The organism is Cytobacillus oceanisediminis (assembly GCF_007830235.1).
Lineage (GTDB): Bacteria > Bacillota > Bacilli > Bacillales > Cytobacillaceae > Cytobacillus > Cytobacillus oceanisediminis.
Genome location: NZ_VLKI01000001.1, coordinates 1 through 24,031, shown reverse-complemented (window position 1 = coordinate 24,031; position 24,031 = coordinate 1). Strand labels below are relative to the sequence as shown.

The following is a 24,031-nucleotide window of genomic DNA, read 5'->3' as shown; positions in this document are numbered from 1 at the left end:
CTTCTATCACTCCTATTCATTTATTCAAGTTGATTAAAGCACAGGTGTTTTTTTAAATATTTTGTAATTATTTTGACAGATTCATTTATTGTTAGATTATCTGAATCTATAATAATTTCGGGATTTCTTGGTTCTTCATAGGGTTGATCAATACCTGTAAATTGCTTAATCACTCCACTTCTGGCTTTTTTATAAAGGCCCTTTGGATCTCTCTTCTCACATTCCTGGAGTGAGCAATTGACGTACACTTCAATGAATTCACCCGGCTGAAATAATGATCTGGCATTTAAACGGTCTTCTTCAAAAGGCGATATAAGTGCAGCCAGAATAACTACCCCAGCATCTACAAAAAGTTTGCCTACTTCGGCTGTTCTCCTTATATTTTCTTTTCTGTCCGCCTCTGAAAAGGAGAGATTTTTATTGATCCCATGACGGAGATTATCCCCATCCAAAAGATAAACACTGATATTCTGTTTGAATAATTCATACTGCAAGGCATTAGCGATTGTTGACTTTCCGGAACCTGATAGGCCTGTAAACCAAACCATTATACTTTTGTGGCCGAATTGTTTTTGTCTGGCTTCCTTATTTATAATTGAATCATGCCAAACTACATGTTCATTTCCACCCTCATTTTTCAATTCACCTTTCCTCCTTTATTTATTAATAATTAAAGCCATTTCCAATAAGCAATAAAAATTGATAGAAACATACAAATCAAGCTCAGTGGAAGGCCTACCTTCATAAAGTCTGTAAATTTATAGCCGCCGGGACCATATACAAGCAAATTGGTTTGGTAGCCTATTGGAGTAAGAAAACTGCATGAAGCGGATATAGCGGTAAGCATGGCAAGCATTTTTGGGTCTAAACCGGAATGAAGAGATAATGTATAGCCAATTGGAAACATAATAGCCGCTGTAGCAAGATTGTTAAGGAACTCAGTCATGATTAGAGTGACGAAATAGAATAAAAATAGGATTCCTATTAAACCTGTATAAGACTGCACCTCTGTAAAAAAAGAAGCTATAAATCTTGCTAAGCCAGTTGTTTCTATTGCATTTCCTATTCCAATAGCGCTTGCCATCATTATAATAACATTCCAATTTATGGATTTAATAGCATCATTAAACGTTATGATTTTTGTTAGGACCACGATTAAAGCTGAAATTAATGCAAGGCTGAAAATGGACATAAGCTGAAAAACTGATGTAATAATGATTCCCATTAGAATCAATATGATTACAAGTTTTTCATGTTTTATATTCTTATGTTTTTTATTTATTGGGGATATAAAATAGAAATCTTCAGAATTTGTCCATGTTTTTACAAAATCATTTTTTCCTAGTAATAAAAGTGTATCTCCCTGTTTTAAAACGAAATTTCCTATACCAGAAGTTATAAATTTTCCATTTCTTTTAATGGCAACTATCGCTGCATTATACCTGGAGCGAAACTGGCTTTCTTTTATTTTTTTATTTATTAATGGAGATTTACCTGAAATTCCTACTTCTAAAAATGTTGCAGGAAGGTTTGAATGGTTGTTTCCTTTATCCCCTAAAGACAGTTTTAAGCCGAGAATATGGCTGACCTGCAATACACTATCCGGGTTTCCCGAGAACACAAGAATATCCTCTTCCTGAATGATTTCATCATTTGGTGCAGGGATAATGGCTTTGCCACTGCGGATAATTTCAATTAAAAACAAATGATTTAAGTTGCGAAGCATTGCATCTTTGATACTTTTTCCAATTAATGCAGAATTGGTTTCAACGATAAATTTATAAATAAAATGATGCTGTTCGTCCTGAAGTAACTTAATATTATGAGCTCTTTCCGGCAAAAGTCGATGACCTGCGATTACAAAGTATAAAATACCGGCAAAAGTAAGGGGAATTCCAAAATAGGCAAAGTCAAACATTTTGAACCCACTCAAGCCTTTTTCTGCCAATAATCCTTGAACAATAAGATTTGTTGAGGTCCCAATTAGTGTAATAGTTCCTCCAAGAATGGCTGCATAGGATAAAGGAATGAGCAGCTTTGAAGGTTTGATATTATTATTTATTGCCCAATTTTGAAGAGTAGGAATCAGCATCGTGACGATTGGAGTGTTATTCATAAACGCGGATATTGTACTCGTGGGAAGCATTAAACGAATTAATACATACTGAATAGATTTATTTTGGTTTAATATTTTATGAACAAAATCGTGTAGAATGCCGGTCTTAGAAACAGCTGCGCCAACAATAAAAAGGAAAGCAACTGTATGGACCCCCGGGTTGGCAAATCCTTTTAAAGCTTCTGCCGGAGTAGCAATTTTAAAAAAAATCAAAGAGGATAATGCAAGGAAAACCGTAAATTCAGGTAGTACCCATTCACTAATAAGGGCGAAAAACATGAAGGAAAGAATGATGCATAATACTATTGCATCAATACTCATAAAGATCTCTCCTGACAAATTCCAAATTGTTAATCACCCTTATACTTATGTAACTTAACTACTTCATGTACATTACATCCGCCTTATTTTCCTGACATTTATGGTTGGTTTCATTCTTTTATGAATTCCAAAATATTATAGCAACATATAAAGATTAAGAAAATTCAAAATGGGTTGTGGATGACTGCAGGATGTCCAAAAATAATCACCTTAAATTGGTAAATAGAATATAATGTAACGCATCTTTATCAAAAAAGGATGATCTCCAATTTTTAATTATTTGTCGACCTAATTTTTAGATTTTGATATTTTAAATGGTCAATAGAAAAAAGATGGAAAAAAGGAATGCCTCCCAAGTTTTACTCTTAATCTCTATTTACACATTACAATAAGAAATCCTGATAATTTTTTCTATAAGAATAAATATGAAAGGAGCTATCAAATTAATGAAAGGAATTATTCTGGCAGGTGGAACTGGAACACGTCTAACACCTTTTACCAGGATTTTAAATAAACATCTATTGCCGGTGGGTCCCTATCCAATGATCTATTGGCCGATATTTAAATTAAGGGATTCCGGAATTAAAGAGATACTTATAGTTACTAACCAAAAAGACCTTACATTTTTTAAAGAGATATTAGGGAAGGGGGAGGAGTTAAAAGTAAAGCTGTACTTTAAGACCCAAAAAACTGAAGGCGGAGGGATTGCAGATGCTCTTTTGTCAGCACGGGATTTTATAAATAATGATAAATTCACAGTCCTCCTTGGGGATAATCTTTTTGACGATTCTTTAATACCCTATATAAAAGGTTTTGAAATGCAAAAATCGGGAGCTAGGGTGCTGCTAAAAGAAGTCAGTAATCCATCAAGATATGGAGTTCCGCTTTTGGATACTGAGGGGAAGAAAATCCTTTCCATTCATGAAAAGCCAAACCAGCCACCATCTTCTTATTGCGTAACTGGTATTTACATGTATGATAAGAATGTTTTCCAGATGATTAAAAGCATTAAGCCTTCCTATCGAAACGAACTGGAAATCACAGATGTTAACAACCTTTATATTAAGCAAAATCTGCTTGAATATGAAGTCTTAAAAGGATGGTGGATTGATGCGGGAACACATCAATCGTTATTTATGGCACAAAAGCATGTTTACGAATATTTTTTAAAGGAGGGGAAAAATGACTAAGCATCTCCTTATAACAGGTGGAGCAGGATTTATTGGCTCTAACTTTTTATTTCGGATATTAAAAAAAGGAAAGTACTCTATTACAAATGCAGATTTATTGACTTATGCCGCTGATGAAAATAATATCGAACCTTTAAAAAAATTAAATAGATATCGTTTTATTAAATGCGATATTGGTAATGCTAATGAGCTATCAAAAGTTTTTGATATTGAATATGAAGCAATCATAAATTTTGCAGCTGAAACACATGTTGACAGGAGCATTACTGATGCTGCTCCATTTATTCATACAAATATAGGAGGTACATTTAATCTATTGCAAGCTGTTTTAAATGGAAAAGCTCGCAAGATGATTCAAATCTCAACCGACGAAGTATATGGATCCCTTTCCCAAACAGATTCACCATTTACAGAAGAAAATCCTCTTGCACCAAATAATCCCTATTCAGCCAGTAAAGCAAGCGCTGATTTGCTTATAAGGTCTTTCTATCATACGTACCAGCTCCCTCTTATTATTACACGATGCAGTAATAATTTTGGACCCATGCAGCATACTGAAAAATTCATCCCGAAAGTTATTTCAAATGCACTTAATAATAAGGATATACCAATATACGGTGATGGATTAAATATACGCGACTGGATATTTGTAGAAGACCATTGCAAAGGAGTTGAACTGGTTTTAGAGAAAGGGATTGCAGGAGAAATTTATAATATTGGTGGCAATGAACAGAAAACAAACCTGGAGGTTGTTAATTTAATTCTCAAACATTTAAATAAGGATACCAAGCTAATTAAGCATATAAAAGACCGTAAAGGCCATGACAAACGATATGCAATTAATTCAGCGAAAATAGAAAAGGAATTAGGCTGGAGGCCCTCCATTTCTTTCGAGGATGGCTTAAAGAAAACAATCGAGTGGCACAAAACAAGAATCCAAGAAAGAGGATGAAAAATGGATATTTTAATAACAGGCGGTGAAGGCCAGTTAGGGAAAAATCTCAAAAAGAAATTAAGCGAATGCCATTCTGTCCATAGTCTCGGAAAAGGAGAATTAGATATTACGAATAAAGAACAAGCAGATTTTGTAATATCTAATATAAAACCTCATATTATTATACATGCTGCTGCTTTCACGGCAGTGGATAAATGTGAAACAGAAATGAAGAAAGCATATGAAGTGAATAGCATCGGTACGGGCTATATTGCACAAGCAGGAAAAAAAGTAAATGCAAAAATTTTTTATATTAGCACTGATTATGTTTTTGAAGGAACAAAACGATTTCCGTACTGCGAGAAAGATAATCCCATTCCAATATCAGTATATGGCATGAGTAAATGGCTGGGTGAAAAATTAGTTTTAACATATAGTGACGCAACTGTCATCCGAACTTCATGGCTGTATGGTCATTATGGAAAGAATTTTGTTAAGACCATGTTAGATCTTGGCAATAGAAACAAGATAATAAAGGTTGTCAATGATCAAACAGGATCTCCAACATATGTGAATGATCTGACTGATACGATTATCCAATTGCTGGATAAAAAAAGCGGCATTTACCATGTATCAAATTCAGGTTCTTGTACTTGGTACGAATTTGCAAAAGCGATTTTTGAAAAAGCGGGATATGACCCAAAAAGAATATTTCCAGTTTCAACTCAAGAGTATGGTGCTCATGCCAAAAGACCATGTTATTCAGTATTGGATAATCAGTCTTTGCTTAAGGAAGGAATTAAGCCACTTAGGAATTGGAACGAAGCACTGGCTGAATTTATTCGAAAGGAGACCAAATCATGATTGACGGTGTCAGAATAAAAAAGTTAAAAAAACATTGCGACGATCGCGGGTTTTTCGCTGAGCTCGTCCGCGATGATGAGAAAGATATATTATCTAGATTTGGTCAAGCTTCATGGTCCATGAGCTATCCTGGAGTTATTAAAGCTTTTCATTACCATGAAAAACAGGATGACTTATGGTTTTTTCCTTCTGGAAATGCACAGGTTGTACTTTTTGATCTAAGAAAAGATTCTGAAACACATGGAGAAACAGATGTTTATTATATGGGCGAAGAAAATCCAATTATGCTTCTAATACCAAAAGGAATTGCACATGGATACCGGGTACTGGGCGAAAGGCCTGCTGTGATTATATATTTTACAACCCAATCTTATAATGTAGAATCCCCAGATGAAAAAAGGATCGAGTGGAATGATCAAAGAATTGGATTTGATTGGAATACGAAATTCAGGTAGTAAGAAAGGGGAACAGAAGGAGTGAAGCCAGGTGTTAATTTAATCGGATATTCAAGAGCTGAGTTTGGATTAGGAGAGGCATGCCGTTCAGCTGCAAAAGCACTGGAATCTGCACGTATCCCTTTTTGCATAATAAACTTTCCGCATTGTCCTGCCAGACAAAATGACTTATCCTGGAAACATAAGGAAGTGGCAGAACCTATTTATAATACGAATATATTTTTTATAAATGCCGACCAGCTATATTACCATTTTAAGAAAAATAACTTACCCAGAAAGTGGTTTTTAAATCGATATAATATTGGCTACTGGCATTGGGAGCTGGAAAAACTCCCTAGTTCTTGGTTAAAAGGCTTTCTTTTAATCAATGAAGTTTGGGTTCCCTCCAGTTTTACAGCTAAGTCCATTCCAAAGATAGCCCGGAAGCCGGTGATTACGATCCCCCATTCAATATCCTTAGAAGTTCCAATAAATATTACTAGAAAGGAGTTTCAACTTCCAGAAAGTAGGTTTTTATTCTTTTCAATGTTTGATATGCGGAGTACCTCAGCAAGAAAAAATCCAATAGCAGTATTGGAAGCATTTAAGAAAGCTTTTTCTCAGAATAACAATTCAGTTGCTCTCGCTATTAAAATTAATAATGGTTCACATTCTATTAAAGAGGTTAAGGTACTTAAACAAAAATCCAAGGACTATAAAAACATCATATTCATCGATAAAGTATTAAATCGTCAAGAGGTTAATGGTTTACTAAATTTATCTGACTGCTATGTTTCCCTCCATAGATCCGAGGGGTTTGGCTTGCCCTTAGCTGAGGCCATGTATTTAGGCAAGCCGGTTATTGCAACAAATTGGTCTGGAAACCTTGAATTTATGGATAAAAACAATTCCTGTTTAGTCGATTTTACTTTAAAAAGAGTAGGTAAAAATTATGGTCCTTATACAGCAAATCAGCTATGGGCTGAACCTAACATAATTCAGGCTTCTCAAATGATGGAAAAGTTGGTTTACGACCAAAAATTCGCTGAAAAGATAGGTTTACTCGGTAAAAAGACAATTGAAACTAAATTATCTTATGAAGCAATTGGTCAAAAGTACAGGTTTCGTTTAAATCAGGTAGGGATGTTACCATCAAAAAAGTGAGGATGATTCTAAACATTATATGCATATTCCGGCGCTTCTTGAGAAATTAAGTCACTGAATATCGTAACTCTTGTCCTTTTCATTCATATACTAAAAATAAGCTGGGTTAATCAGAAAATCATTTCGGGCCTTTGAGAATATATTAAGTTTTCCAGCAGTAAAACTCTTTTTGTTGAAGGGAGAATAAAATGAAAAAAGCATTGATTACAGGTATTACGGGACAGGACGGTTCTTATCTAGCCGATTTACTTTTAAGTAAAGGTTACAAAGTTTATGGACTTAAAAGAAGAACAGCAACAGAAAACTATGAAAATGTAAAACATATAAAAGATGAAATTGATTTTTTATCAGGCGATCTTCGCGATTTAACTTCCTTAACCGAAGCAGTTAAGATAGCAAAGCCGGATGAGGTCTACAATTTAGCTGCCCAATCGTATGTTGGCGACTCTTGGAAGCAGCCGATATACACTGGAGAGGTAACAGGGCTTGGGGTTACAAATATGTTGGAAGCAATTCGTTTATCCAACTTAAATGCCCGCTTTTACCAAGCTTCCAGCAGTGAAATGTTTGGCAAAGTAGTAGAAACCCCACAAACTGAAAAGACCCCGTTTTACCCCCGTAGTCCATACGGAGTGGCTAAAGTTTATGGTCATTGGATTACCGTAAATTATAGGGAAAGTTTTAATCTTTTTGCGTGCTCGGGGATTTTGTTTAATCATGAGTCACCCAGAAGAGGGATCGAATTCGTGACTCGTAAAGTAACTGATGCAGTGGCAAAAATCAAGCTGGGAATTCAAAATGAACTCCGTTTAGGGAATTTGGATGCAAAACGGGATTGGGGTTTTGCAGGAGATTATGTTGAAGCTATGTGGAAAATGCTACAGCAAGACGATCCTGATGATTATGTTATTGCTACAGGTGAAACACACACTGTTAAGGAATGGGTTCAAACTGCATTTAACTATGTCGGCCTGAAATGGGAGAATTATGTTATTGCGGATCCAAAATTTTTTCGTCCAGCTGAGGTTGACTTGTTAATAGGGAACCCTCAAAAAGCGAAAGGACAGTTGGATTGGGAACCTAAAGTAAGTTTTAAAAACTTAATTGAAATGATGGTGGAAGAAGATTTAAAAAGAAACTCCAAGAAATAGAGTTAATTTTTTATTTCCGATTTTTCTATTAGTAAAGTAAAGGGGAATTCAGCTATGAAAAAAATTCTTGTTCTTAATTTTTTCCCTGCCAAAAACCCTCCAACTACCGGAGGTGAGCTCAGGTATTTTCACTTTTATAACGAACTAAGCAAGTACTATGATGTTACTCTAATATCTTCATCTCACCCCCACCCTTCGGTAAGAGTTGTTGAACATTCTACAAGCCTTAGGGAATATTTGGTCCCAAATGATAAAAATATTCAAGGTCGCATTAACAAAGAATTACAAGGAAAAGTTGGAATTGAATATTCCGCGTTAGTAGCGACTTTGGCCTCAAATCACCCAAATAAATACCATGAAGTTTTCCTTAATTTGTACGAACAAAGTGATATTATTATTCACGAATCACCATTTACATTGGGGTATGACATCTTTTTTGGATTCGATGAGAAACCAAGAATATATAATAGCTATAACCATGAAGCAGAATTGGCAAAGCAAATGTGGGATGGAATTGAAGCAGAAAAATATATTGAGTATTTTTTTGAAGTTGAAAAAGAGATGGTATTGATGGCTGATTTGGTATTTACCGTCTCAGATGAAGACAGGAAAAGCTTTGTTAAGTCTTATGGGATAAATGAAGATAAGATTAAACTTGCTCCAAATGGGATTATACCTGAAGAGTTGAAAAATAATTTAAGAGAAAATCACAACCAAGGTCCAACAGCTTTTTTTATTGGGAGCAAGCACCCGCCAAACTATAAAGCTGTTAATTTCATTATAAATAACCTTGCAGAGAATTGCAGGGACATAAATTTTGTTATTGCAGGGGATTGCTGTAATCAATTTAAAGGCGTAAGCAAAAGGAATGTAAAACTGTTAGGAAGAATAGAAAACACTAAAAAAAAGGAACTCCTTGCCAATGCAGATATTGCTATAAATCCTATGTTTACTGGCGGGGGCACTAATTTAAAAACGGTTGAATTCCTTTCGGCAGGTTTACCTTTAATTTCAACCTCCAAAGGAGTTAGAGGACTCAGAATAACTCCTGATGAACATTATATAGAAGCTGATAAAAATAATTTTGCAGCTATCCTTAATAAAGCAATAAATGATCGTGAAAGATTAAAGAGAATCTCTTTGAACGGAAAAAAACACATTGATCAAAACTTTTCATGGAAAGAAATTGTTTTAAAATTTAAGGAGGAAATTGATAAAATCTCAAAGAGCAAAAAAAGAGAAAATATACTCGTACTAAATGATTTTAAGGTGTCTGCTGCCTTGTCAGGTGGAGAAGTCAGACTAAAACAACTTTATTCTGAACTATCGAAAAATTACAATATCATTATGCTCTGTTTTACAACTTCAAAGGTAATCGAAAAAAAACGAATTACCGACTATTTTATTGAAATAGGTATACCCAAAACAGATGAGCATGTTCAAGAAAATATGAAGGTAAAAAAACTATTCCATATAAGTGTAAGTGACATTGTAAATTCCTATATGTGTATAAAAAACAATTTATTAATGAAAATAAGCCAATTATTATATAGAAAATCAGACTTTATAATTACCGCACATCCATATATGTTTCCTTTAATTCAAGATATGGAAGGTAAACCTTTGATATATGAAAGCTTAAATGTAGAGACAAAACTTAAGGAGGAAATGTTAAAGGGTCACCCAAGATACAATTTTTTAGCTGGCCAGGTCCGGAATATAGAAAATACTGCTTTAAAAAAAAGTAAATTGGTGATAACAGTGTCTGACGAAGATAAAAACCAGTTCATCAAGTTATTCCAAAAAAACCCACAGAAATTTGTTACGATAAAGAATGGCATAAAATTAAAAGAATATAACTATTATGAAGAAGACTTTTCAAGTATAAAAGGTCTTTTTAAAGGGGCTCCCGTTATAATTTTTATAGGTAGTAATCATTTTCCAAATGTTAAGGCCCTGCAATTTATAGAGCAGGATTTAGCTTTAAAATTGAAAAATTATTATTTTTTAATTATAGGATCGGTTTGTAACTCAGTAAGCAAAGCACCTCCTCAAAATGTTTTACTTTTTAATACATTGAATGAAACTTTTAAAGATGCCCTTTTCAGAGTAGCAGATGTTGCTATAAATCCAATTATCACCGGTTCTGGTTCAAATGTTAAGCTTGCTGAATATTTTGGGAGGAAAATTCCAGTGGTTTCAACCCCCTTTGGTGCGAGAGGTTATGAAATCACCAATGGCACCCACGCAATAATATGTAGTTTAAATGAATTTGCCAATAAGATCCCCCCTTTGATTAAAAGTTCAAATCTTAAGTTAAATCTTGTAAACAATGCATTTGATTATGTGGAACAAGAGCTGACATGGAATTCACTTGCCAAACAATATCAAAATGCATTAAAAAGTGTAACTAAATAAAAAAGGAGGAAGAAAATTGTTTTGAGGATCGTACAAATTATCCAAGAGATATATAAATACGGGAGTTCACAATTTGTTAAAGAGTTATATCGGGAAATTTTAAATCGTGAACCAGACGATAAGGAGCTTAATAATTATATAGAAGCATTAAAAAAAGGGGTTAAAAAAGAGACAATACTAAGTTCCTTTTTTAGAAGCAATGAATTATTCAGCAAGTTAAACACATCTGTATGCAATGATCAGCATGTTGATTTAAGTAAAAAAGGAACGATTTTTACCCGCCTGCAACTAATTATACAAAGGAATAGAGATCCTTTTATAGAAGAAGTTTTTCAGGAATTGTTAAACCGAAAACCGAATAAAAAGGACTACTCCTTCCCTTTACTTTCTAGAATTAGGTCTAATAAAGACAAAATAGATTTGGTTATTTTCATTACAAAAAGCAGAGAGTTTACCAGTCTAATAAAATTTAATAATAAAAATGCAGCACGAAAGCCGCATAATATTAAAGAAAAAATAACCGCAGATATGGTTTTAAAGAAAATAATATCACATTACAGAAAGGATAAAAAATATGAGAAAGATAACCGGTGAGTATGAAAATCATATGCTGGAAACATCAGAGGTTGTTAATTTATTAATTGAGGCTTCACTTCAGAAAAAGCCACTTTCCTTAGCTCGATTTGGCCATAGTGAAATTAGTTTAGCATGGACCACATATCCTGACTGGGTAAAGGGCTGGAAATATAGAGAATACAATGGTGCAACAGACAATCCTCAAAAGATGCAGGAAGCAATCAGAGAGTCAATTAAATTAACGGATATAGTTGGTTTTCACCGTTCAACATCTAAGTCTGAGGAGGATAGGCGATTTGCCCAGATTACGAAAGAAATGTTAGAGGCACTTCAAATTGTGCCGAAGTATGTGTGTTCAGCCTGGATTACCCATCAATTAATAAAAAATCAGCAATTCTGGGATTGGCTATGTCAGCAAAAAGTGGTTTTGGTTGGAAGGCGTTCAAAAGATGCTTTGCCTTTATTTCAGAAAAAAGGAATAACAGTTACGAATATAATTAATTTAGAGGGTGTGGCTGATATAGAAAGGGTTTATAAATTATTATGCAGGAATCCGAACTGGGATGTGGCCCTAATTTCTGCAGGATTACCAGCTTCCATTCTTGTACCCCGAGTAGCCCGTGATAGCGGAAAAATCGCTATCGACTTTGGCCATGCTATAGATAAGATAATAGAAGGCAATAACTTTAGGTTTGGTAAAACTGCAGATGAATTCAATAAAATTAATGCAAAGAATACACCTAAAAAAAGGAAAGATTGATAGCAGGTTTTCTTAGCCTTTTTTACGAAGTCCACCCTTATCCTCAATAATAGGATTAATCCTTCATAATAAGCCCCATCCTTCAACAGTTGTGTTTAGCTGTTTTTTTTCTAGTTCAAAAAATAATTGATGTCATAAACCTAAGACCTGTGGCTAAACTAACAGGTTATTTTTTTTGGACAAAGAGGTGAATGCCCCAAACAAAAATCTTCCTTTATGAATACGATGATATTGTGATGGTATATCAATATAAGTTTACAAAAAAACAACATGCAATTTAGATATAGTAATTTACACGAAATAGTCGTTCAATCTTGTTAATAAACGGTCATAAAAAAAAACGAAAGGGTGGGTATTTAATTAAAATGAACAGTTTGTTCCTATTTATAAAAGAATATGTTATTAACTACTTCTTTCTAACCGGCATTTTTATTCTTTCCTTGATAGCTGCCGAAAGTGAAGGGTTAATATTTGAAACCATGAATATAAAAATGGTTATTGCACTAGTAGTCTATGTTTTATTAGCTCAATTGTGCCTGTACAAATTTGAGTTAACAAAACAATTAGGCAACTTTGATAAGGAGGGTTACTTACTTGTTATAAAATCGTTAACCATTGCTATCTTTCTGTTTAGTATGTATTTCTTAATTTTCTTGTATGAACAATTAAATCTATTTTTTTTATTAATCCTTTTAGCTTCATCTGCAGTACTTGTTCCTGAAGCTCCAGCAATCTCCTTCAAAAATGAAAATATATCTAAAAGAAGAACTTTAATAAATCGTCCGTTTCCTGGAGGCCATAAATTAGCTAAGAGTTTTTTGAAACGTAAAGAGAAAAAATCTAAAAGTAAAAAGAGTAAAATTAATGTAAAAGATCTTATTGGAAGAGACATCATAGAGCCTACACACAGAATAAGTAAATATATTACAAATAAATCCGTTTTGATCACTGGAGCAGGTGGCTCAATTGGAAGTGAATTGGTGAAACAGGTTGCCAAGTACAATCCAGAAAGTCTTATTTTACTTGGCCATGGTGAAAATAGTATTTTTAGTGTTTCCGCTGATTTAAAGGAAAAATTTCCTCAAACAAAAACTCATTTAGTAATAGCTGATATCCAGGATAAGTATCATATAGAACAAATTTTTCATAAGTATAAACCAAATATTGTATTTCATGCAGCTGCCCACAAACATGTTCCATTAATGGAAATAAATGAAGGTGCTGCAGTACGAAACAATATTTTTGGAACAGAAAACCTTGCTAGGGCATCATCTAAATTTAGCGTTGATCGATTTGTTTTTATATCGACTGATAAAGCTGTCGAGCCTATAAATATTATGGGTAAGACAAAAAGGATTGGAGAGCTGATTGTTCAATCGATTGCAGCAGAAAGCTTAACGAAATTTTCTATTGTAAGGTTTGGAAATGTTCTAGAAAGCCGCGGGAGTGTTATTCCTATCTTTAAGAAACAAATTGAGTCAGGGGGACCAGTTACCGTAACAGATCCTAATATGGTGAGATATTTTATGACCATACCTGAAGCAGTACAACTTGTTCTAGAAGCTGGTGCATTATCAAATGGTGGGGAAGTTTTCGTATTGGATATGGGGGAGCCAGTTAAAATTATTGACATTGCAAAAAAATTGATCTGTTTATCAGGTTATATACCGGACAAGGATATTAGAATCGAATATACAGGAATTCGTCCGGGTGAAAAATTGAATGAATCACTGTTTTATAGCAATGAAGAAATAGCTGTAACCAAGCACCCTCATGTGGTAATTGCGGTTCCCAAAATAAAAAATAATGGTAATCTGGCAGAACAATTGAAAAAACTTAAAGAAGCGACTAAGCATTTTCCTGAGGAAATAGGGGATTTACTTGACAAAATTATTCAAAATTACAATTAAAAATTATATGTATAGAACAATAAAAAACATCTTTATTTCTTTAATTAAATGACATAAACCAACCCTATTCAAGGAAAAAGGAGGACTAATGAAGTTGAAATGATTGATAAAATAAAAGAGGAATTGAAAAGTCTTACTGATCCTAATGCAATAGCTATTGCAAGCGTAGGAATGACATCTAGAGATTCAGCCTATTTTGCCGTCTTGCCAAGAAGAAAAGCACTAGGATTTGAATCGATAAATTTCTTGGTTTCTAGTAAACCTGCAGCAGAAGAATGTTTAAAGTTACTTGATGGCAAGGTCAAATATATATTAATTGATGTTGAAGCCAAAAAAAATGTAGATCTTGAAAGTATAGCCAGAAGCACTATAAAAAGTTCAATTATTAAATCATACAAGCCAAATGATGCCACTGTAGAGGCTGCAGATCTTTTTATGCTAAATTATTTTAATGGATCTCTTAAAGATAAAAAAATATTAATCTATGGTGCTGGAAACATAGGAGGGAAACTTGCTTTAAGATTGGCTGAACGAGGGGCGAATCTATATATTTTCTCTCGGAATATAAATAAAGTCAGTTTATTGGTAAATGCACTTAACACAATTCTTCCAAAGTATTCCTATAATAAAATCAAGCAAATTAATAATTTTGATGAGGTGAATAATTTTTTTGACGGTATTATTTCCTTTGTATCCTCTGAAAAAGTGATAAACCAGAGTCTTATTCATTGTTTAAAAGAAAATGCTTTGGTTTTGGACGGAGGGATAAATAACTTCACCCATGAATTTCACAAAAATGGCAAACACAAATTATTAAATTGTTTTCGGCTGGACGTTCGATTAGGGTTCTTATACACTTTAATGCCTTTGATGGATTACAGCGAACTGTTTTTTAGAAACATTCAAGGCAAATCATTCATTGAGGAAATAAAAATTGTCTCTGGGGGGGTTATAGGAGATGAAGGGGATATTATCGTTGATAATATAAATTCGCCAAAGCAAATTATTGGAATTGCCAATGGACTAGGTGGCACAAAAGAAGCAGGAAATTATAATCAGAATGATTTTAAAAATATAGATAAAATACAAAAGTATATTTCAAATAGATAAAGACTTAAATCCACTGATCAAAAAAAATTTAGTACGCACAAGAAATACTCCCCTCTAAATATAGCAACAGGAATTGTTAATCACCTTAAAAATATTCATCGTTTTCCCCCTGATAAAAATGAATTTCTAAAACTTATTTAATATAACTTCAATAATTATAGCGATTAATTTTTACCAATTAAAATATTAGTCCTGAAAATATTCTTATATAAGAGCAATGCGAAAAGCTCCTGCTTTTTGTCCACATGTATCTTTTACATTGGAATTTAGCAGGCATAAAAAAACATTGAAGGGGAATTGAAAGGAGAAATAGTTAATGGTCAGAGAAAATAAAGCGATTTGCATTTTAGGTTCAGGAAGATGTGGAACTTCAATGGTGTCCAGGGCGATAAATTTAATGGGAGTTGATGTGGGGTCACACCTATATCCAGCTGATCGGACAAATCCAAAAGGTTACTGGGAGAACAGCAGAATTGTAAAAATCCATGAAAAAATGTTTAAAATAGCCGGAAATAATATTCATCAGCCTCTATGGTGGCAACAGAAGGGTTATAGTCACTTAAAGGAAGAGTTGAAGGAGTATATAACAAGTGAATATTTAGATAAAGGGGTTTGGGGATGGAAGGATCCCAGAACTTGCCATTTTATTGAATTATGGAGCGAAGTATTGAAGGAGCTGGGCGTAACCCCCCATTTTGTAATTATGGTTCGTAATCCAGTTGATATTGTTCACTCTTTCAAAAAAGCATATAACTTTGAAGAAATTTCAGCGTTGAAACTTTGGCAGCAAAGAACATTGTTAAGTTTAAAAAAGACAAAAGGTTATAAAAGGATCATATTTGATTATAATCAATTTCTTGACAATAGTTTAGAATGCTTAAAGACTATTTCTAAGGCTTTTAATCTCAAAATCAACAAAAATGAAAATGAGTTAAAAAAGCAATTAAGTAATTTTATTGATCCTTCATTACAGCATAGCAGGGTGAGTTTGGAAAGGCTTTTAAAGGATCCAAATATTGATGATGATATTAAGGAACTCTATAATCTCTGCTATAAGGCTTGCCACTCAAAGGAGTTTTTTAAATCGGATATTTTCAGTAACAAAATTGATTTATTATATCGATCTTTTTTTAATGAGTTGACCTGACTTTGCACAAAAAGGAATAAATAATTCTTTAACCTTGACTAAAGATTAATGTTGGCAATAGGTTTAAATACATTAAAGGGTGATAAATTGTGGAAGATAAAGATAGAGAATTGCAGGAATTTTGGAGAAACAACTTAAAATTGCCTAATAAGTTAACAAAGGAAGAGATTTTGCGTTTTTGGTTATTGGAATCCAAGCCATATAGGATCCGACCAGAAACAGTAAAAAAATACTCAGAAAAATTTAATATTAATTTCTTAATAGAAACAGGTACCTATCAAGGTGCCATGGTTGAAGCGAATTTAAATAATTTCACTAAAATAATATCTATTGAATTAGAAGAAAACTTATATAAGGCAGCAAAGTTGAAGTTTTCAAACTACCCTCATGTTAAGATTGTTTATGGCGATAGTGCAAAAGTCCTGCGTGAAATTCTGAAATTTATACATGTTCCTTGTATTTTTTGGTTAGACGGCCATTATGTACCTGATTCATTAGATACTGCCAGAGGGGAGAGTGATACACCAATAATGGAAGAATTGAATCAAATCTTAAGCCATCATGTTAGGGATCATGTCATTTTAATCGATGATGCACGATGTTTTATAGGACCAAATCCAGTTTTGAATGATTACCCGACAATACAGGAGTTAAGAACCTTTGTCGGTAAGAAAAGGCCTGACTTAAAATTTCAAGTAGAGGATGACATTATTCGTATTCATCCATAGATAAAATACTACCAAAAGGTCAAAATACTGCTGTCGCTCCAAAGAATTTATTAAAAAAAGAATATACAAGCATGTATATTCGCACAAGCAGCAGACAAGCAGATTTATATAATGTAGTAAGAAGGTGAGGTGTTCATATGTGTCTTTGTAAGAAAGTTAATCAATATTATTTAGAGAATGACCCTAATCGTGGAAAAGCTGTGAAGTTAACTCCTACTAAATATCAACCACCAGTAACAGCTCGCTTTAAAAAAACAATTTATAATACGGGGAAAAAATATGTTAATGGAAAGCTGCAGATGTAAATTGCATAGTTTAATATGATGGTAAATGGCAGAAAAGCAATTAAATCTTTTTTGTGTTAATTACTTCATTTAATCACATATTTAAGGCGGTGAGTGTATGTGCTTTTGTCATGAGTTTAATAAAAAGATTGCGCCAAAAGGACTTTATCACGGAAGAGTCTTACCAGCTACAAAAGGAAATAATACAATTTTAAAATCTTCGAAGGTATATAAGGTTCCTTCATTACACACAAAAAAAATTAAGAAAAATAATTGATGTAAACATGTAATATTTCCGGTAATTGATTCTTTTATACCAGTTTTTTAACAATAACTTAAATATAGTATTTGAAGAATAGGGAGGTGTAAAAATGGGTTTAATTGATAACAAAGATGAGAGGCCTGTAAATTATAATTTCAAACAAGATAAGAGGATTTATAAAATAGTGCAGGCACCATCAATTAAAGGAAATCTTAGGAAATTAAATAAAGCAAGTGCTGCAAAATCAATTAAATCTGATAAAATGACCCCTGTAAAAAGTAGACCTACTTTAAAAATAAGCTGTATCTTAACGAGTTACAATCGGCCAATAAAAGTGCAACAAGCCATAGCTAGTGTTCAAAAACAAACATATCCTCATTGGGAATTGATTATAGTTGATGATAATTCAAACGCACAAACACAAAATATACTAAAAGAAATTGTGGAAAAAGACCCTAGAATTAAGTTAATTCAGTCAGGAGTTGCTCAAGAAGACCGGTCAAAAACAACCAGATACGCAACCTGCATAAACTTAGCGCTTCCGGTTGTGTCCGGTGAATTAGTAACCTATTTAACCGATGATGATATATATTACAAAACAAGATTTGAAAAGATGGCAGAAGTTTTTCACCAAAACCCGCATATACATGTTGTTTATGGCAAACAAAAGGTAGTTGTTTTTACTAATAATAGAATCACTAGGGCATTTATTCGGCCATTAGTTGGGGTAACAAGGTTTCCAATGGGAAAGGTAGATCATAATTCATTTATGCACCGAAAGTCCTGTTTAAATATTGTGAAAAATTGGGACGACCACCCTTCTTTATGGAAAGCTGGAGATGCAGCGTTTTTTAGAAAATTAGTAAAGCACTGGGATTTCCACCCTCTTAATATAGTAACTGATGAGCATAGAATTCATGACAAAGGTGTACAAAGAAAGCTTCAACGTGGCGCAAAGCCTTGGAATAGTGAAGATGCTGAGTAAAAATTAAATAGAATTACACATATAGGATTAATTGATTACTCCTTTTGATAACTGTTTAATTATATGTTTGAAGGATACTCAGCATCTTTTCAATTCTTTTTTCAAAGGTGTGTTCCTCTAATACCCGTTTAGCTGCATTGGCTGCAATCTCCTGCCGTTCTTCTTTGAATTTCATATAATAATTAATTTTTAGAATTAGTTCATCCTCATTTTTGAAGGAAACCATTTCTTTATCTTCAACAAAATGCTCAGGCAAATCCTCTTTAAATTCAATTAATTGAAACGCGCTGCAAGCAGCCACATCAAAGGTTCGATTATTAATACTAGTACCATGAAGCCCAATTCGATTTTTATTTTGAATTAAATTATACGGCCTGTGTGTATTTAAAACAATATTTGCCCCATTGTAGAATTGTGCTGCCAAGGATGGGTTTACCCAGTTATCGTGGACATTCAATCTGGGATTATTTCTAAAACGAAACAATTTGTTTCTCCAGTTTCCAATAACCTTAATAGTAAAGGGGGTTTTTTGCAATAAAAGCTGAACATATTTAATCCTATCTGGATATGGGTAACCAAGCAGACAAATTTCACTTTTATATTTTGGACCAACGTTATAAGGTTTAAATATGGCGGGTGATGCAGCTAAGGGCAAATGAAAGGTTTGTGTATGCCCCTTTTCTTTGTAAAAATCATTGGCTGCCGAGTCTATGGTGAAAATATAGTCATAGTACGGAGCAAGCAATTCAGTCCTATCCATATAGTATGGGTCTTCTGTGAACCAGACAGCTGTTTTCACACCATTTGTTTTTAACCATTCAATGAATTTGGGAGGACACTTGAACCCGAGAAAAACTAAAGCGGCCTTAGGCTTAAATTCTTTGGCCAAGGTTTGTAATCTGGGAAACCCAATTAAGGGATCAACTATTTTTACATTTTGCTTCTTTTTAAGCTCGTGCATTATCCATTCTTCGAAAAATTTGTAAATACCTGTGTAGCCAGAAGCAACAAATAAAATATTCATTATAAACCACCTAAAAATTAACTGATATACTGTTGAGGGCACTGAACCCATTTTTGATTTCATCACAATAAAAAAAACCTTCAACAATAGAGAATGTTTCTTCTGCATGTGAAGAAATTCTTAACTCATAGGCAAAGTTCAGATTCATCCCGGTTTCGATCAGCCGTGAATTATATGGCTTTAGCCAATGCTCTCCGGATTCCAGCGCTTTTTCCTTCCAATCGTCATCAATATAAACCCATGCCTCTGAATTGGAACCATCAATCATTAAGGCAGTATGTGATACAGAACCGATTTTTCCGCCAAGGCGAACATTTTTTGGGGGCTTTATTCGAATACAGATAATTGGATTGGATAGTGTTTCTGTACCCGTATTTCTGATTCCCAAGTTTCCAATTACAGTTATATCCTCATCTTCTTCTGCTTTGTCCGGCAGCATAAGAGAATAACTGAACCAGGCGATCCCTTCAGCCTTTAAAGGATCTTTCTTTTTCCAAAACAAATAATCACCCCTTTACAAGATACAATGATATCAATACATTCTATGTCTCAGAATAACTTTAAATGTTAAATGAGATATCTGTTTCCTCACAGCGTATGCTCCAATAAAAATAATAAGTTAAACAAAAAAGAGGAGCGGGCACTCCTCTCTAAACAGTTTGTTCAAATTGTATATTAAGCTGGTGAAGGACCAGGGCCTGGGAACACAGTCGGACATTGTGGCGGGAATGCCAGCGGCGGACAAACAAATGGCATGTCAGGACGCGGCTGACAGAAGTCCGCTGTAATTTCCAGTTTAACTAATGCCTCCATTTGAACGTTTTGGCACAGGTTAATAGAAACATCCAGCTGTTGGAATTCGAATTCACCAGGTGTTGCTGCAGCACGGCAAATCAAGTTTGCGTCACATTCAAAGTCTGTAATTTCGCATTGAAGGAATGTTCCTGGAGGTGCACATAAGAAAAATTTCTCTGAAACAGCCCAAGGAATAGGTCCAGTTGTACAAGATAGTCCATTTGGATTTGTTATACGGACAACAACAAATCCTTTCTTTAATACCTTGACTTTTTGCAGTGTAACAGTTGATCCATCAGGCAATTGGAACTGTCCGCTTGCACGGCCTTCCGGCTGTGGAATTTCTTGGCAAAGAATGGATCCAGGTGCCAGAGGGTCAACTGGTGTTCCAGTTTCATCTGTGGCAAAACATTCAACTGTGTAGTTTCCGCCTAAAACTGCACATGGATCATCACCAGGTGTGACACCGTCACAATCGAAAACTATTGTTCCTGCAGCCAAATCACTTGCATTAAATGCCAGCAGGGGTACGTCTACTTGGCGGGTTACCCAGTCATATACTTTATTTACTTTAATACATAGGGTCTCCTGTCCGCCGTTAATTGACTTAAAATCCATTAACTGATCATCCTCTCACTTATTATTAATAGGGTTAAACCTACTGTATGTTATGCTGCTTTTTCTGTGATGTGTATGGGCTGTTGCGTATATTAGGTACATCTCCTAATCGCTGCTGCCCAGGTACAGAAAATATTATACAAATTAACCCTTAACCCAATGTTAATATATTCCGATTAGGAAGCATTGTGCTCAAAATTAAAATTAAGTCAAGCCTAAATATTTGGATCCGTTTATACGTTGTGTGGACAAGCGGCCAAGCTTTTTGTTGGAAAATGAATAGAATGTAATACCATGCATTGAAAATGGGATATTTTTATCAAGGGGAGATTTAAATGAAAAGACAGGGGATGAAAGTTGTTTCCTACAAAGATATATGCAAAGTAAGGGACTTTAAAGATTTTAAAATGGGAATATTGCCAGAAAATACTCTATATATTGTAAAAAAAGCTGAAAAAACACAAGTAATACCTCCGGCAAATCCTTTTCCGGGAATAAACCTGCCTAACAAATGTATAACGGAGGATTTTTATCTGGCATGCTTAAAAGATGCTATTTGCTTAAAAAACCAAACCATCTTACACAATAACCGAATATTGCCTGATAGCTTCAGACATTACGAATATAATGCTCCCACGAGAAACCTGCAGTTCAATGAAAGGCTAAATCAGTTCACTCTAAAAGTAACCCCTGTAAAACCAATCTATCTTAAAGGTGATTATATTTATTTAAGCGGAGAGATATCCAGGGGGTTTGGACACTTTTTGTTAGAGGTTGTATCAAGATTATGGATTGCTAATTTTATGGATATCAGCAAGGTCAAATTAATTATGAATCCAGAGGACAAAGAAAGCTGGCAGCTGGAAATCCTGAAAGCAATAGGAATTAACAAAAATCAAATTGTATATTTGCATAAGCCTTTCCGCTGTGAAAGGCTGTATATCCCGGTTCAGTCCTTTGCTTTAAGAAAGTACACATCAACTTTTGCACTCCAAACCTGGAAAAGAATAGGTGATTTTTATGACAGAGGTTCAGGCTTTGAAAAAATTTATATATCCAGATCTAAATTAAGAAATAACAGAAGAAACTTAATTAATGAAAAAGCTGTTGAAAGGATTTTTTCTCAAAATGGATTTAGAATTATACATCCACAGGAGTTGAAAATTACTGAACAGATAAATTTATTTCGTAATGCAAAGGTCATAGCAGGACCCTCTGGATCTGCCATGTATAACAGTGTATTCCGAAAAAAACAGGCTAGAGTCATAGTACTGGCATCTCAAAAGTTTTTTAAAATGAGCGATATTCTTATTAACAGTTCTGTTGGCGGGAAACTGGATTATTTTATAGGAGAAACTGTAGACAAATTGACTCCGGGGATAAAAGCAGATTGGAAAATAAACATAAATCAGCTGAAGCAGTTTATAAGAAATATATAATTTTTTTGCCCTGGTAAGGAAAAAGGACTTTTAAGCGAGGGATCTGATGAAAAAAATAATTATTTTTATTCACATACCCAAAACGGCTGGCACGTCAATGAGAAAAATAATTGAAAAACAGTACAATGTAATGCAAAGACGTTATTATTATAATGGTTATCAGGATGCTTTCAACAGGCTAAAGGGAACCCCTCAACAAAAGCTTAATACAGTTAAATGGGTTCAAGGCCATTTTCAATTCGGACTGCACGAGGCCATATCAAACCCTGTTGAATATATAGCGATGCTCCGCCACCCTGTAGACCGGGTGATTTCTTATTATTACTTTTTAAGAGAAAATCCTAGACATCCCTTACACCAAAAAGCCAAGTCATTACATTTAAAAGATTTTATTATGTCAGAGGAAAACATTATTCAGGATGGTATAAATAACTTGCAAACAACATTAATCTCAGGAGAAGGAACACCTTCATTCGAAAAAGCCAAGAAAAATATCGATGAACATTTTATGATGGTGGGATTAACTGAGCGTTTCAACGAATCACTGTTCTTAATGAGAAAGAAGCTAAAATGGTATGTTCCTTATTCATCCAGACACAATGTGACTCGCTCACGGCCAAAAATGTCTCAAGTTTCAGAAGACGTCAAAAAGATTATTGAGCAGAAAAATGAATTTGATTTCCAATTGTATGAATATGGAAAGGCGATTTTTCAAAAACATTTGGAAGAATTAGATCCAGCTGCACAGCAGGAACTTCGGAAAATGACTGGTCGGACAAAATTATGATGAGTATTTGCTCAGAATACAAAAGGCTAACTCGAAACATCGATGCATTCGAAACTTTGAGCTAGCCTTTTAATATTGATCTTAAAACAATTTACGCTTTTTTTCACCTTTTGTAAAGCCGTTATTTGGTTTTTATTTTAGAGATATAAATTAAACATTATTAGCATTTGATAGCCTTTTACAAAAGTTGTTAAATTGTATTTTTGTTAATGGGACATTTGTATTGAGATTCATTACACATTTTTGATTAAGGGGAATAACCTAAGAGGTATAAGGATAGGTATTCGCCTAAAGGAGAGGTTGAAAATGTTAAGAAGGAGCCGCTTTGAGAGACTGACTTATGTCCAGATGCAGCAGAAATTAATACATCTTGAATCAGAGCTTTCTTATTTTAGGACTAACCATGAGGGAGTTGTCCAAAAATATAATGAGCAATTAAAGCAGATGAAGCAAGATAATGATTTGCTGAAAAGGGATGTGCAAAATTTAAAAAAGGAAAACGAAACACTTTTGCTAAATGACTATAACCCAAAGTTAATTGCAAAACTCGATCGTGAAAAATCTGCCAAACATATAAAAGAATTAGCAATCCTGGAAGATGAAATTAAAAGCTTAAAAAATCAGTTATCAGACCTCCGTCAGGAAAAGGAAATCAACCAACAGCTTTTACTGCGTGTAGAACAAATGCAGGAAGACCTGAATAGCTTAACAATCTCTTTAAGTGCCGCTGAAGGGGAAAAGGAACAAATTCATGAGGACCTGATAAAATTAAATGGAAATTATAATAAACTGCAAATATTGCTTGATGAACAGAAAAAAAATGCGGAGAAAGCAAAAATAAGGGAGAACTTACTTGTTTCCCAGCTTTCAAAAATATCTGATGAAAATAATCAGGTACTAAAACATAATGAAACAGCTGAAAAGGAAAAGCAAAATTTAGAAGCAGAACTAGCTGATAAGACTTCTGAGCTTGACAAATTGATCAAGGAAAAAAACCAATTAATCACACATAAC

Annotated in this window: 22 protein-coding genes; 17 read left to right on the top strand and 5 right to left on the bottom strand. The window is 34.1% G+C overall.

Annotated elements, in window-relative coordinates; translation table 11 throughout:
• Positions 1–20 precede the first annotated feature (20 nt).
• Positions 21–641 (bottom strand): adenylyl-sulfate kinase, encoded by a 621-nt coding sequence (gene cysC / locus IQ19_RS00110; RefSeq protein WP_144538716.1) that lies wholly within the window; start codon positions 639–641, stop codon positions 21–23.
• A 29-nt stretch (positions 642–670) separates the two neighbouring features.
• On the bottom strand, positions 671–2,437 hold the full coding sequence (locus IQ19_RS00105; RefSeq protein WP_144538714.1) for an SLC13 family permease: 1,767 nt from the start codon (positions 2,435–2,437) through the stop codon (positions 671–673).
• 446 nt (positions 2,438–2,883) lie between these two features.
• Here IQ19_RS00105 and IQ19_RS00100 point away from each other — a divergent pair, with 446 nt between their 5' ends.
• From IQ19_RS00100 to IQ19_RS00035, 14 genes are all read left to right on the top strand, one after another.
• On the top strand, positions 2,884–3,627 hold the full coding sequence (locus IQ19_RS00100) for a sugar phosphate nucleotidyltransferase (protein ID WP_144538712.1): 744 nt from the start codon (positions 2,884–2,886) through the stop codon (positions 3,625–3,627).
• Positions 3,620–4,579 (top strand): dTDP-glucose 4,6-dehydratase, encoded by a 960-nt coding sequence (gene rfbB, locus IQ19_RS00095; RefSeq protein WP_144538710.1) that lies wholly within the window; start codon positions 3,620–3,622, stop codon positions 4,577–4,579. The genes IQ19_RS00100 and rfbB overlap by 8 nt, the downstream gene beginning before the upstream one ends.
• A 3-nt stretch (positions 4,580–4,582) precedes the next feature.
• Complete coding sequence (gene rfbD, locus IQ19_RS00090; protein WP_144538708.1) at positions 4,583–5,425, top strand: dTDP-4-dehydrorhamnose reductase; 843 nt, start codon at positions 4,583–4,585, stop codon at positions 5,423–5,425.
• On the top strand, positions 5,422–5,880 hold the full coding sequence (locus IQ19_RS00085; RefSeq protein WP_144538706.1) for a dTDP-4-dehydrorhamnose 3,5-epimerase family protein: 459 nt from the start codon (positions 5,422–5,424) through the stop codon (positions 5,878–5,880). Before rfbD ends, IQ19_RS00085 begins: the two co-directional genes overlap by 4 nt.
• Before the next feature lie 21 nt (positions 5,881–5,901).
• Positions 5,902–7,023 (top strand): glycosyltransferase family 4 protein, encoded by a 1,122-nt coding sequence (locus IQ19_RS00080; protein WP_144538704.1) that lies wholly within the window; start codon positions 5,902–5,904, stop codon positions 7,021–7,023.
• A gap of 188 nt (positions 7,024–7,211) precedes the next feature.
• Positions 7,212–8,174 carry a GDP-mannose 4,6-dehydratase gene (gene gmd, locus IQ19_RS00075; protein ID WP_144538702.1) on the top strand — a complete coding sequence of 321 codons (963 nt, stop codon included), beginning with the start codon at positions 7,212–7,214 and terminating at the stop codon, positions 8,172–8,174.
• A gap of 54 nt (positions 8,175–8,228) precedes the next feature.
• Entirely contained in the window at positions 8,229–10,592 is a 2,364-nt protein-coding gene (locus tag IQ19_RS00070) for a glycosyltransferase family 4 protein (protein WP_144538700.1), read from the top strand.
• 21 nt (positions 10,593–10,613) lie between these two features.
• Complete coding sequence (locus IQ19_RS00065) at positions 10,614–11,186, top strand: DUF4214 domain-containing protein (RefSeq protein ID WP_158638707.1); 573 nt, start codon at positions 10,614–10,616, stop codon at positions 11,184–11,186.
• On the top strand, positions 11,167–11,928 hold the full coding sequence (locus IQ19_RS00060; protein ID WP_144538696.1) for a GT-D fold domain-containing protein: 762 nt from the start codon (positions 11,167–11,169) through the stop codon (positions 11,926–11,928). Before IQ19_RS00065 ends, IQ19_RS00060 begins: the two co-directional genes overlap by 20 nt.
• 365 nt (positions 11,929–12,293) lie before the next feature.
• Positions 12,294–13,838, top strand: a complete 1,545-nt coding sequence (locus IQ19_RS28860) for a UDP-N-acetylglucosamine 4,6-dehydratase family protein (RefSeq protein ID WP_144538694.1) — start codon at positions 12,294–12,296, stop codon at positions 13,836–13,838.
• 99 nt (positions 13,839–13,937) lie between these two features.
• Positions 13,938–14,948, top strand: a complete 1,011-nt coding sequence (locus IQ19_RS00050; protein ID WP_144538692.1) for an NAD(P)-binding domain-containing protein — start codon at positions 13,938–13,940, stop codon at positions 14,946–14,948.
• A gap of 316 nt (positions 14,949–15,264) precedes the next feature.
• The gene (locus IQ19_RS00045; RefSeq protein WP_144538690.1) at positions 15,265–16,095 is read left to right on the top strand and encodes a sulfotransferase family protein; all 831 of its coding nucleotides are present in this window, start codon (positions 15,265–15,267) and stop codon (positions 16,093–16,095) included.
• An 89-nt stretch (positions 16,096–16,184) separates the two neighbouring features.
• Complete coding sequence (locus tag IQ19_RS00040) at positions 16,185–16,823, top strand: hypothetical protein (protein ID WP_144538688.1); 639 nt, start codon at positions 16,185–16,187, stop codon at positions 16,821–16,823.
• A 655-nt stretch (positions 16,824–17,478) separates the two neighbouring features.
• The gene (locus IQ19_RS00035; protein ID WP_144538686.1) at positions 17,479–18,354 is read left to right on the top strand and encodes a glycosyltransferase family 2 protein; all 876 of its coding nucleotides are present in this window, start codon (positions 17,479–17,481) and stop codon (positions 18,352–18,354) included.
• Between the two features lie 55 nt (positions 18,355–18,409).
• Here IQ19_RS00035 and IQ19_RS00030 read toward each other — a convergent pair whose 3' ends face one another.
• From IQ19_RS00030 to IQ19_RS00020, 3 genes are all read right to left on the bottom strand, one after another.
• A complete protein-coding gene (locus IQ19_RS00030) occupies positions 18,410–19,378 on the bottom strand; it encodes a CgeB family protein (protein ID WP_158638706.1) in 969 nt (322 codons plus the stop codon).
• A gap of 10 nt (positions 19,379–19,388) precedes the next feature.
• Positions 19,389–19,880 (bottom strand): hypothetical protein, encoded by a 492-nt coding sequence (locus IQ19_RS00025; RefSeq protein WP_144538683.1) that lies wholly within the window; start codon positions 19,878–19,880, stop codon positions 19,389–19,391.
• Positions 19,881–20,053: 173 nt separating this feature from the next.
• Complete coding sequence (locus tag IQ19_RS00020; protein WP_144538681.1) at positions 20,054–20,791, bottom strand: BMQ_0737 family morphogenetic spore coat protein; 738 nt, start codon at positions 20,789–20,791, stop codon at positions 20,054–20,056.
• A 335-nt stretch (positions 20,792–21,126) separates the two neighbouring features.
• Between IQ19_RS00020 and IQ19_RS00015 the strand changes: the two genes are divergently transcribed.
• The 3 genes from IQ19_RS00015 to IQ19_RS00005 all read left to right on the top strand — a co-directional run.
• Positions 21,127–22,230 (top strand): glycosyltransferase family 61 protein, encoded by a 1,104-nt coding sequence (locus IQ19_RS00015; RefSeq protein WP_144538678.1) that lies wholly within the window; start codon positions 21,127–21,129, stop codon positions 22,228–22,230.
• A gap of 46 nt (positions 22,231–22,276) precedes the next feature.
• Entirely contained in the window at positions 22,277–23,017 is a 741-nt protein-coding gene (locus IQ19_RS00010; RefSeq protein ID WP_144538676.1) for a sulfotransferase family 2 domain-containing protein, read from the top strand.
• A gap of 306 nt (positions 23,018–23,323) precedes the next feature.
• Positions 23,324–24,031: coiled-coil domain-containing protein (locus IQ19_RS00005; protein WP_144538674.1), on the top strand; the 708-nt coding region annotated here is incomplete at its 3' end.

Coding starts and splice junctions, on each gene's coding strand:
- IQ19_RS00020 (WP_144538681.1), bottom strand. CDS start 20,791: ATGGATTTTAAGTCAATTAACGGCGGACAGGAGACCCTATGTATTAAA.
- IQ19_RS00105 (WP_144538714.1), bottom strand. CDS start 2,437: ATGAGTATTGATGCAATAGTATTATGCATCATTCTTTCCTTCATGTTT.
- IQ19_RS28860 (WP_144538694.1), top strand. CDS start 12,294: ATGAACAGTTTGTTCCTATTTATAAAAGAATATGTTATTAACTACTTC.
- IQ19_RS00015 (WP_144538678.1), top strand. CDS start 21,127: ATGAAAAGACAGGGGATGAAAGTTGTTTCCTACAAAGATATATGCAAA.
- gmd (WP_144538702.1), top strand. CDS start 7,212: ATGAAAAAAGCATTGATTACAGGTATTACGGGACAGGACGGTTCTTAT.
- IQ19_RS00010 (WP_144538676.1), top strand. CDS start 22,277: ATGAAAAAAATAATTATTTTTATTCACATACCCAAAACGGCTGGCACG.
- IQ19_RS00070 (WP_144538700.1), top strand. CDS start 8,229: ATGAAAAAAATTCTTGTTCTTAATTTTTTCCCTGCCAAAAACCCTCCA.
- rfbD (WP_144538708.1), top strand. CDS start 4,583: ATGGATATTTTAATAACAGGCGGTGAAGGCCAGTTAGGGAAAAATCTC.
- IQ19_RS00030 (WP_158638706.1), bottom strand. CDS start 19,378: ATGAATATTTTATTTGTTGCTTCTGGCTACACAGGTATTTACAAATTT.
- IQ19_RS00045 (WP_144538690.1), top strand. CDS start 15,265: ATGGTCAGAGAAAATAAAGCGATTTGCATTTTAGGTTCAGGAAGATGT.
- IQ19_RS00100 (WP_144538712.1), top strand. CDS start 2,884: ATGAAAGGAATTATTCTGGCAGGTGGAACTGGAACACGTCTAACACCT.
- IQ19_RS00035 (WP_144538686.1), top strand. CDS start 17,479: ATGGGTTTAATTGATAACAAAGATGAGAGGCCTGTAAATTATAATTTC.
- IQ19_RS00085 (WP_144538706.1), top strand. CDS start 5,422: ATGATTGACGGTGTCAGAATAAAAAAGTTAAAAAAACATTGCGACGAT.
- IQ19_RS00050 (WP_144538692.1), top strand. CDS start 13,938: ATGATTGATAAAATAAAAGAGGAATTGAAAAGTCTTACTGATCCTAAT.
- rfbB (WP_144538710.1), top strand. CDS start 3,620: ATGACTAAGCATCTCCTTATAACAGGTGGAGCAGGATTTATTGGCTCT.
- IQ19_RS00060 (WP_144538696.1), top strand. CDS start 11,167: ATGAGAAAGATAACCGGTGAGTATGAAAATCATATGCTGGAAACATCA.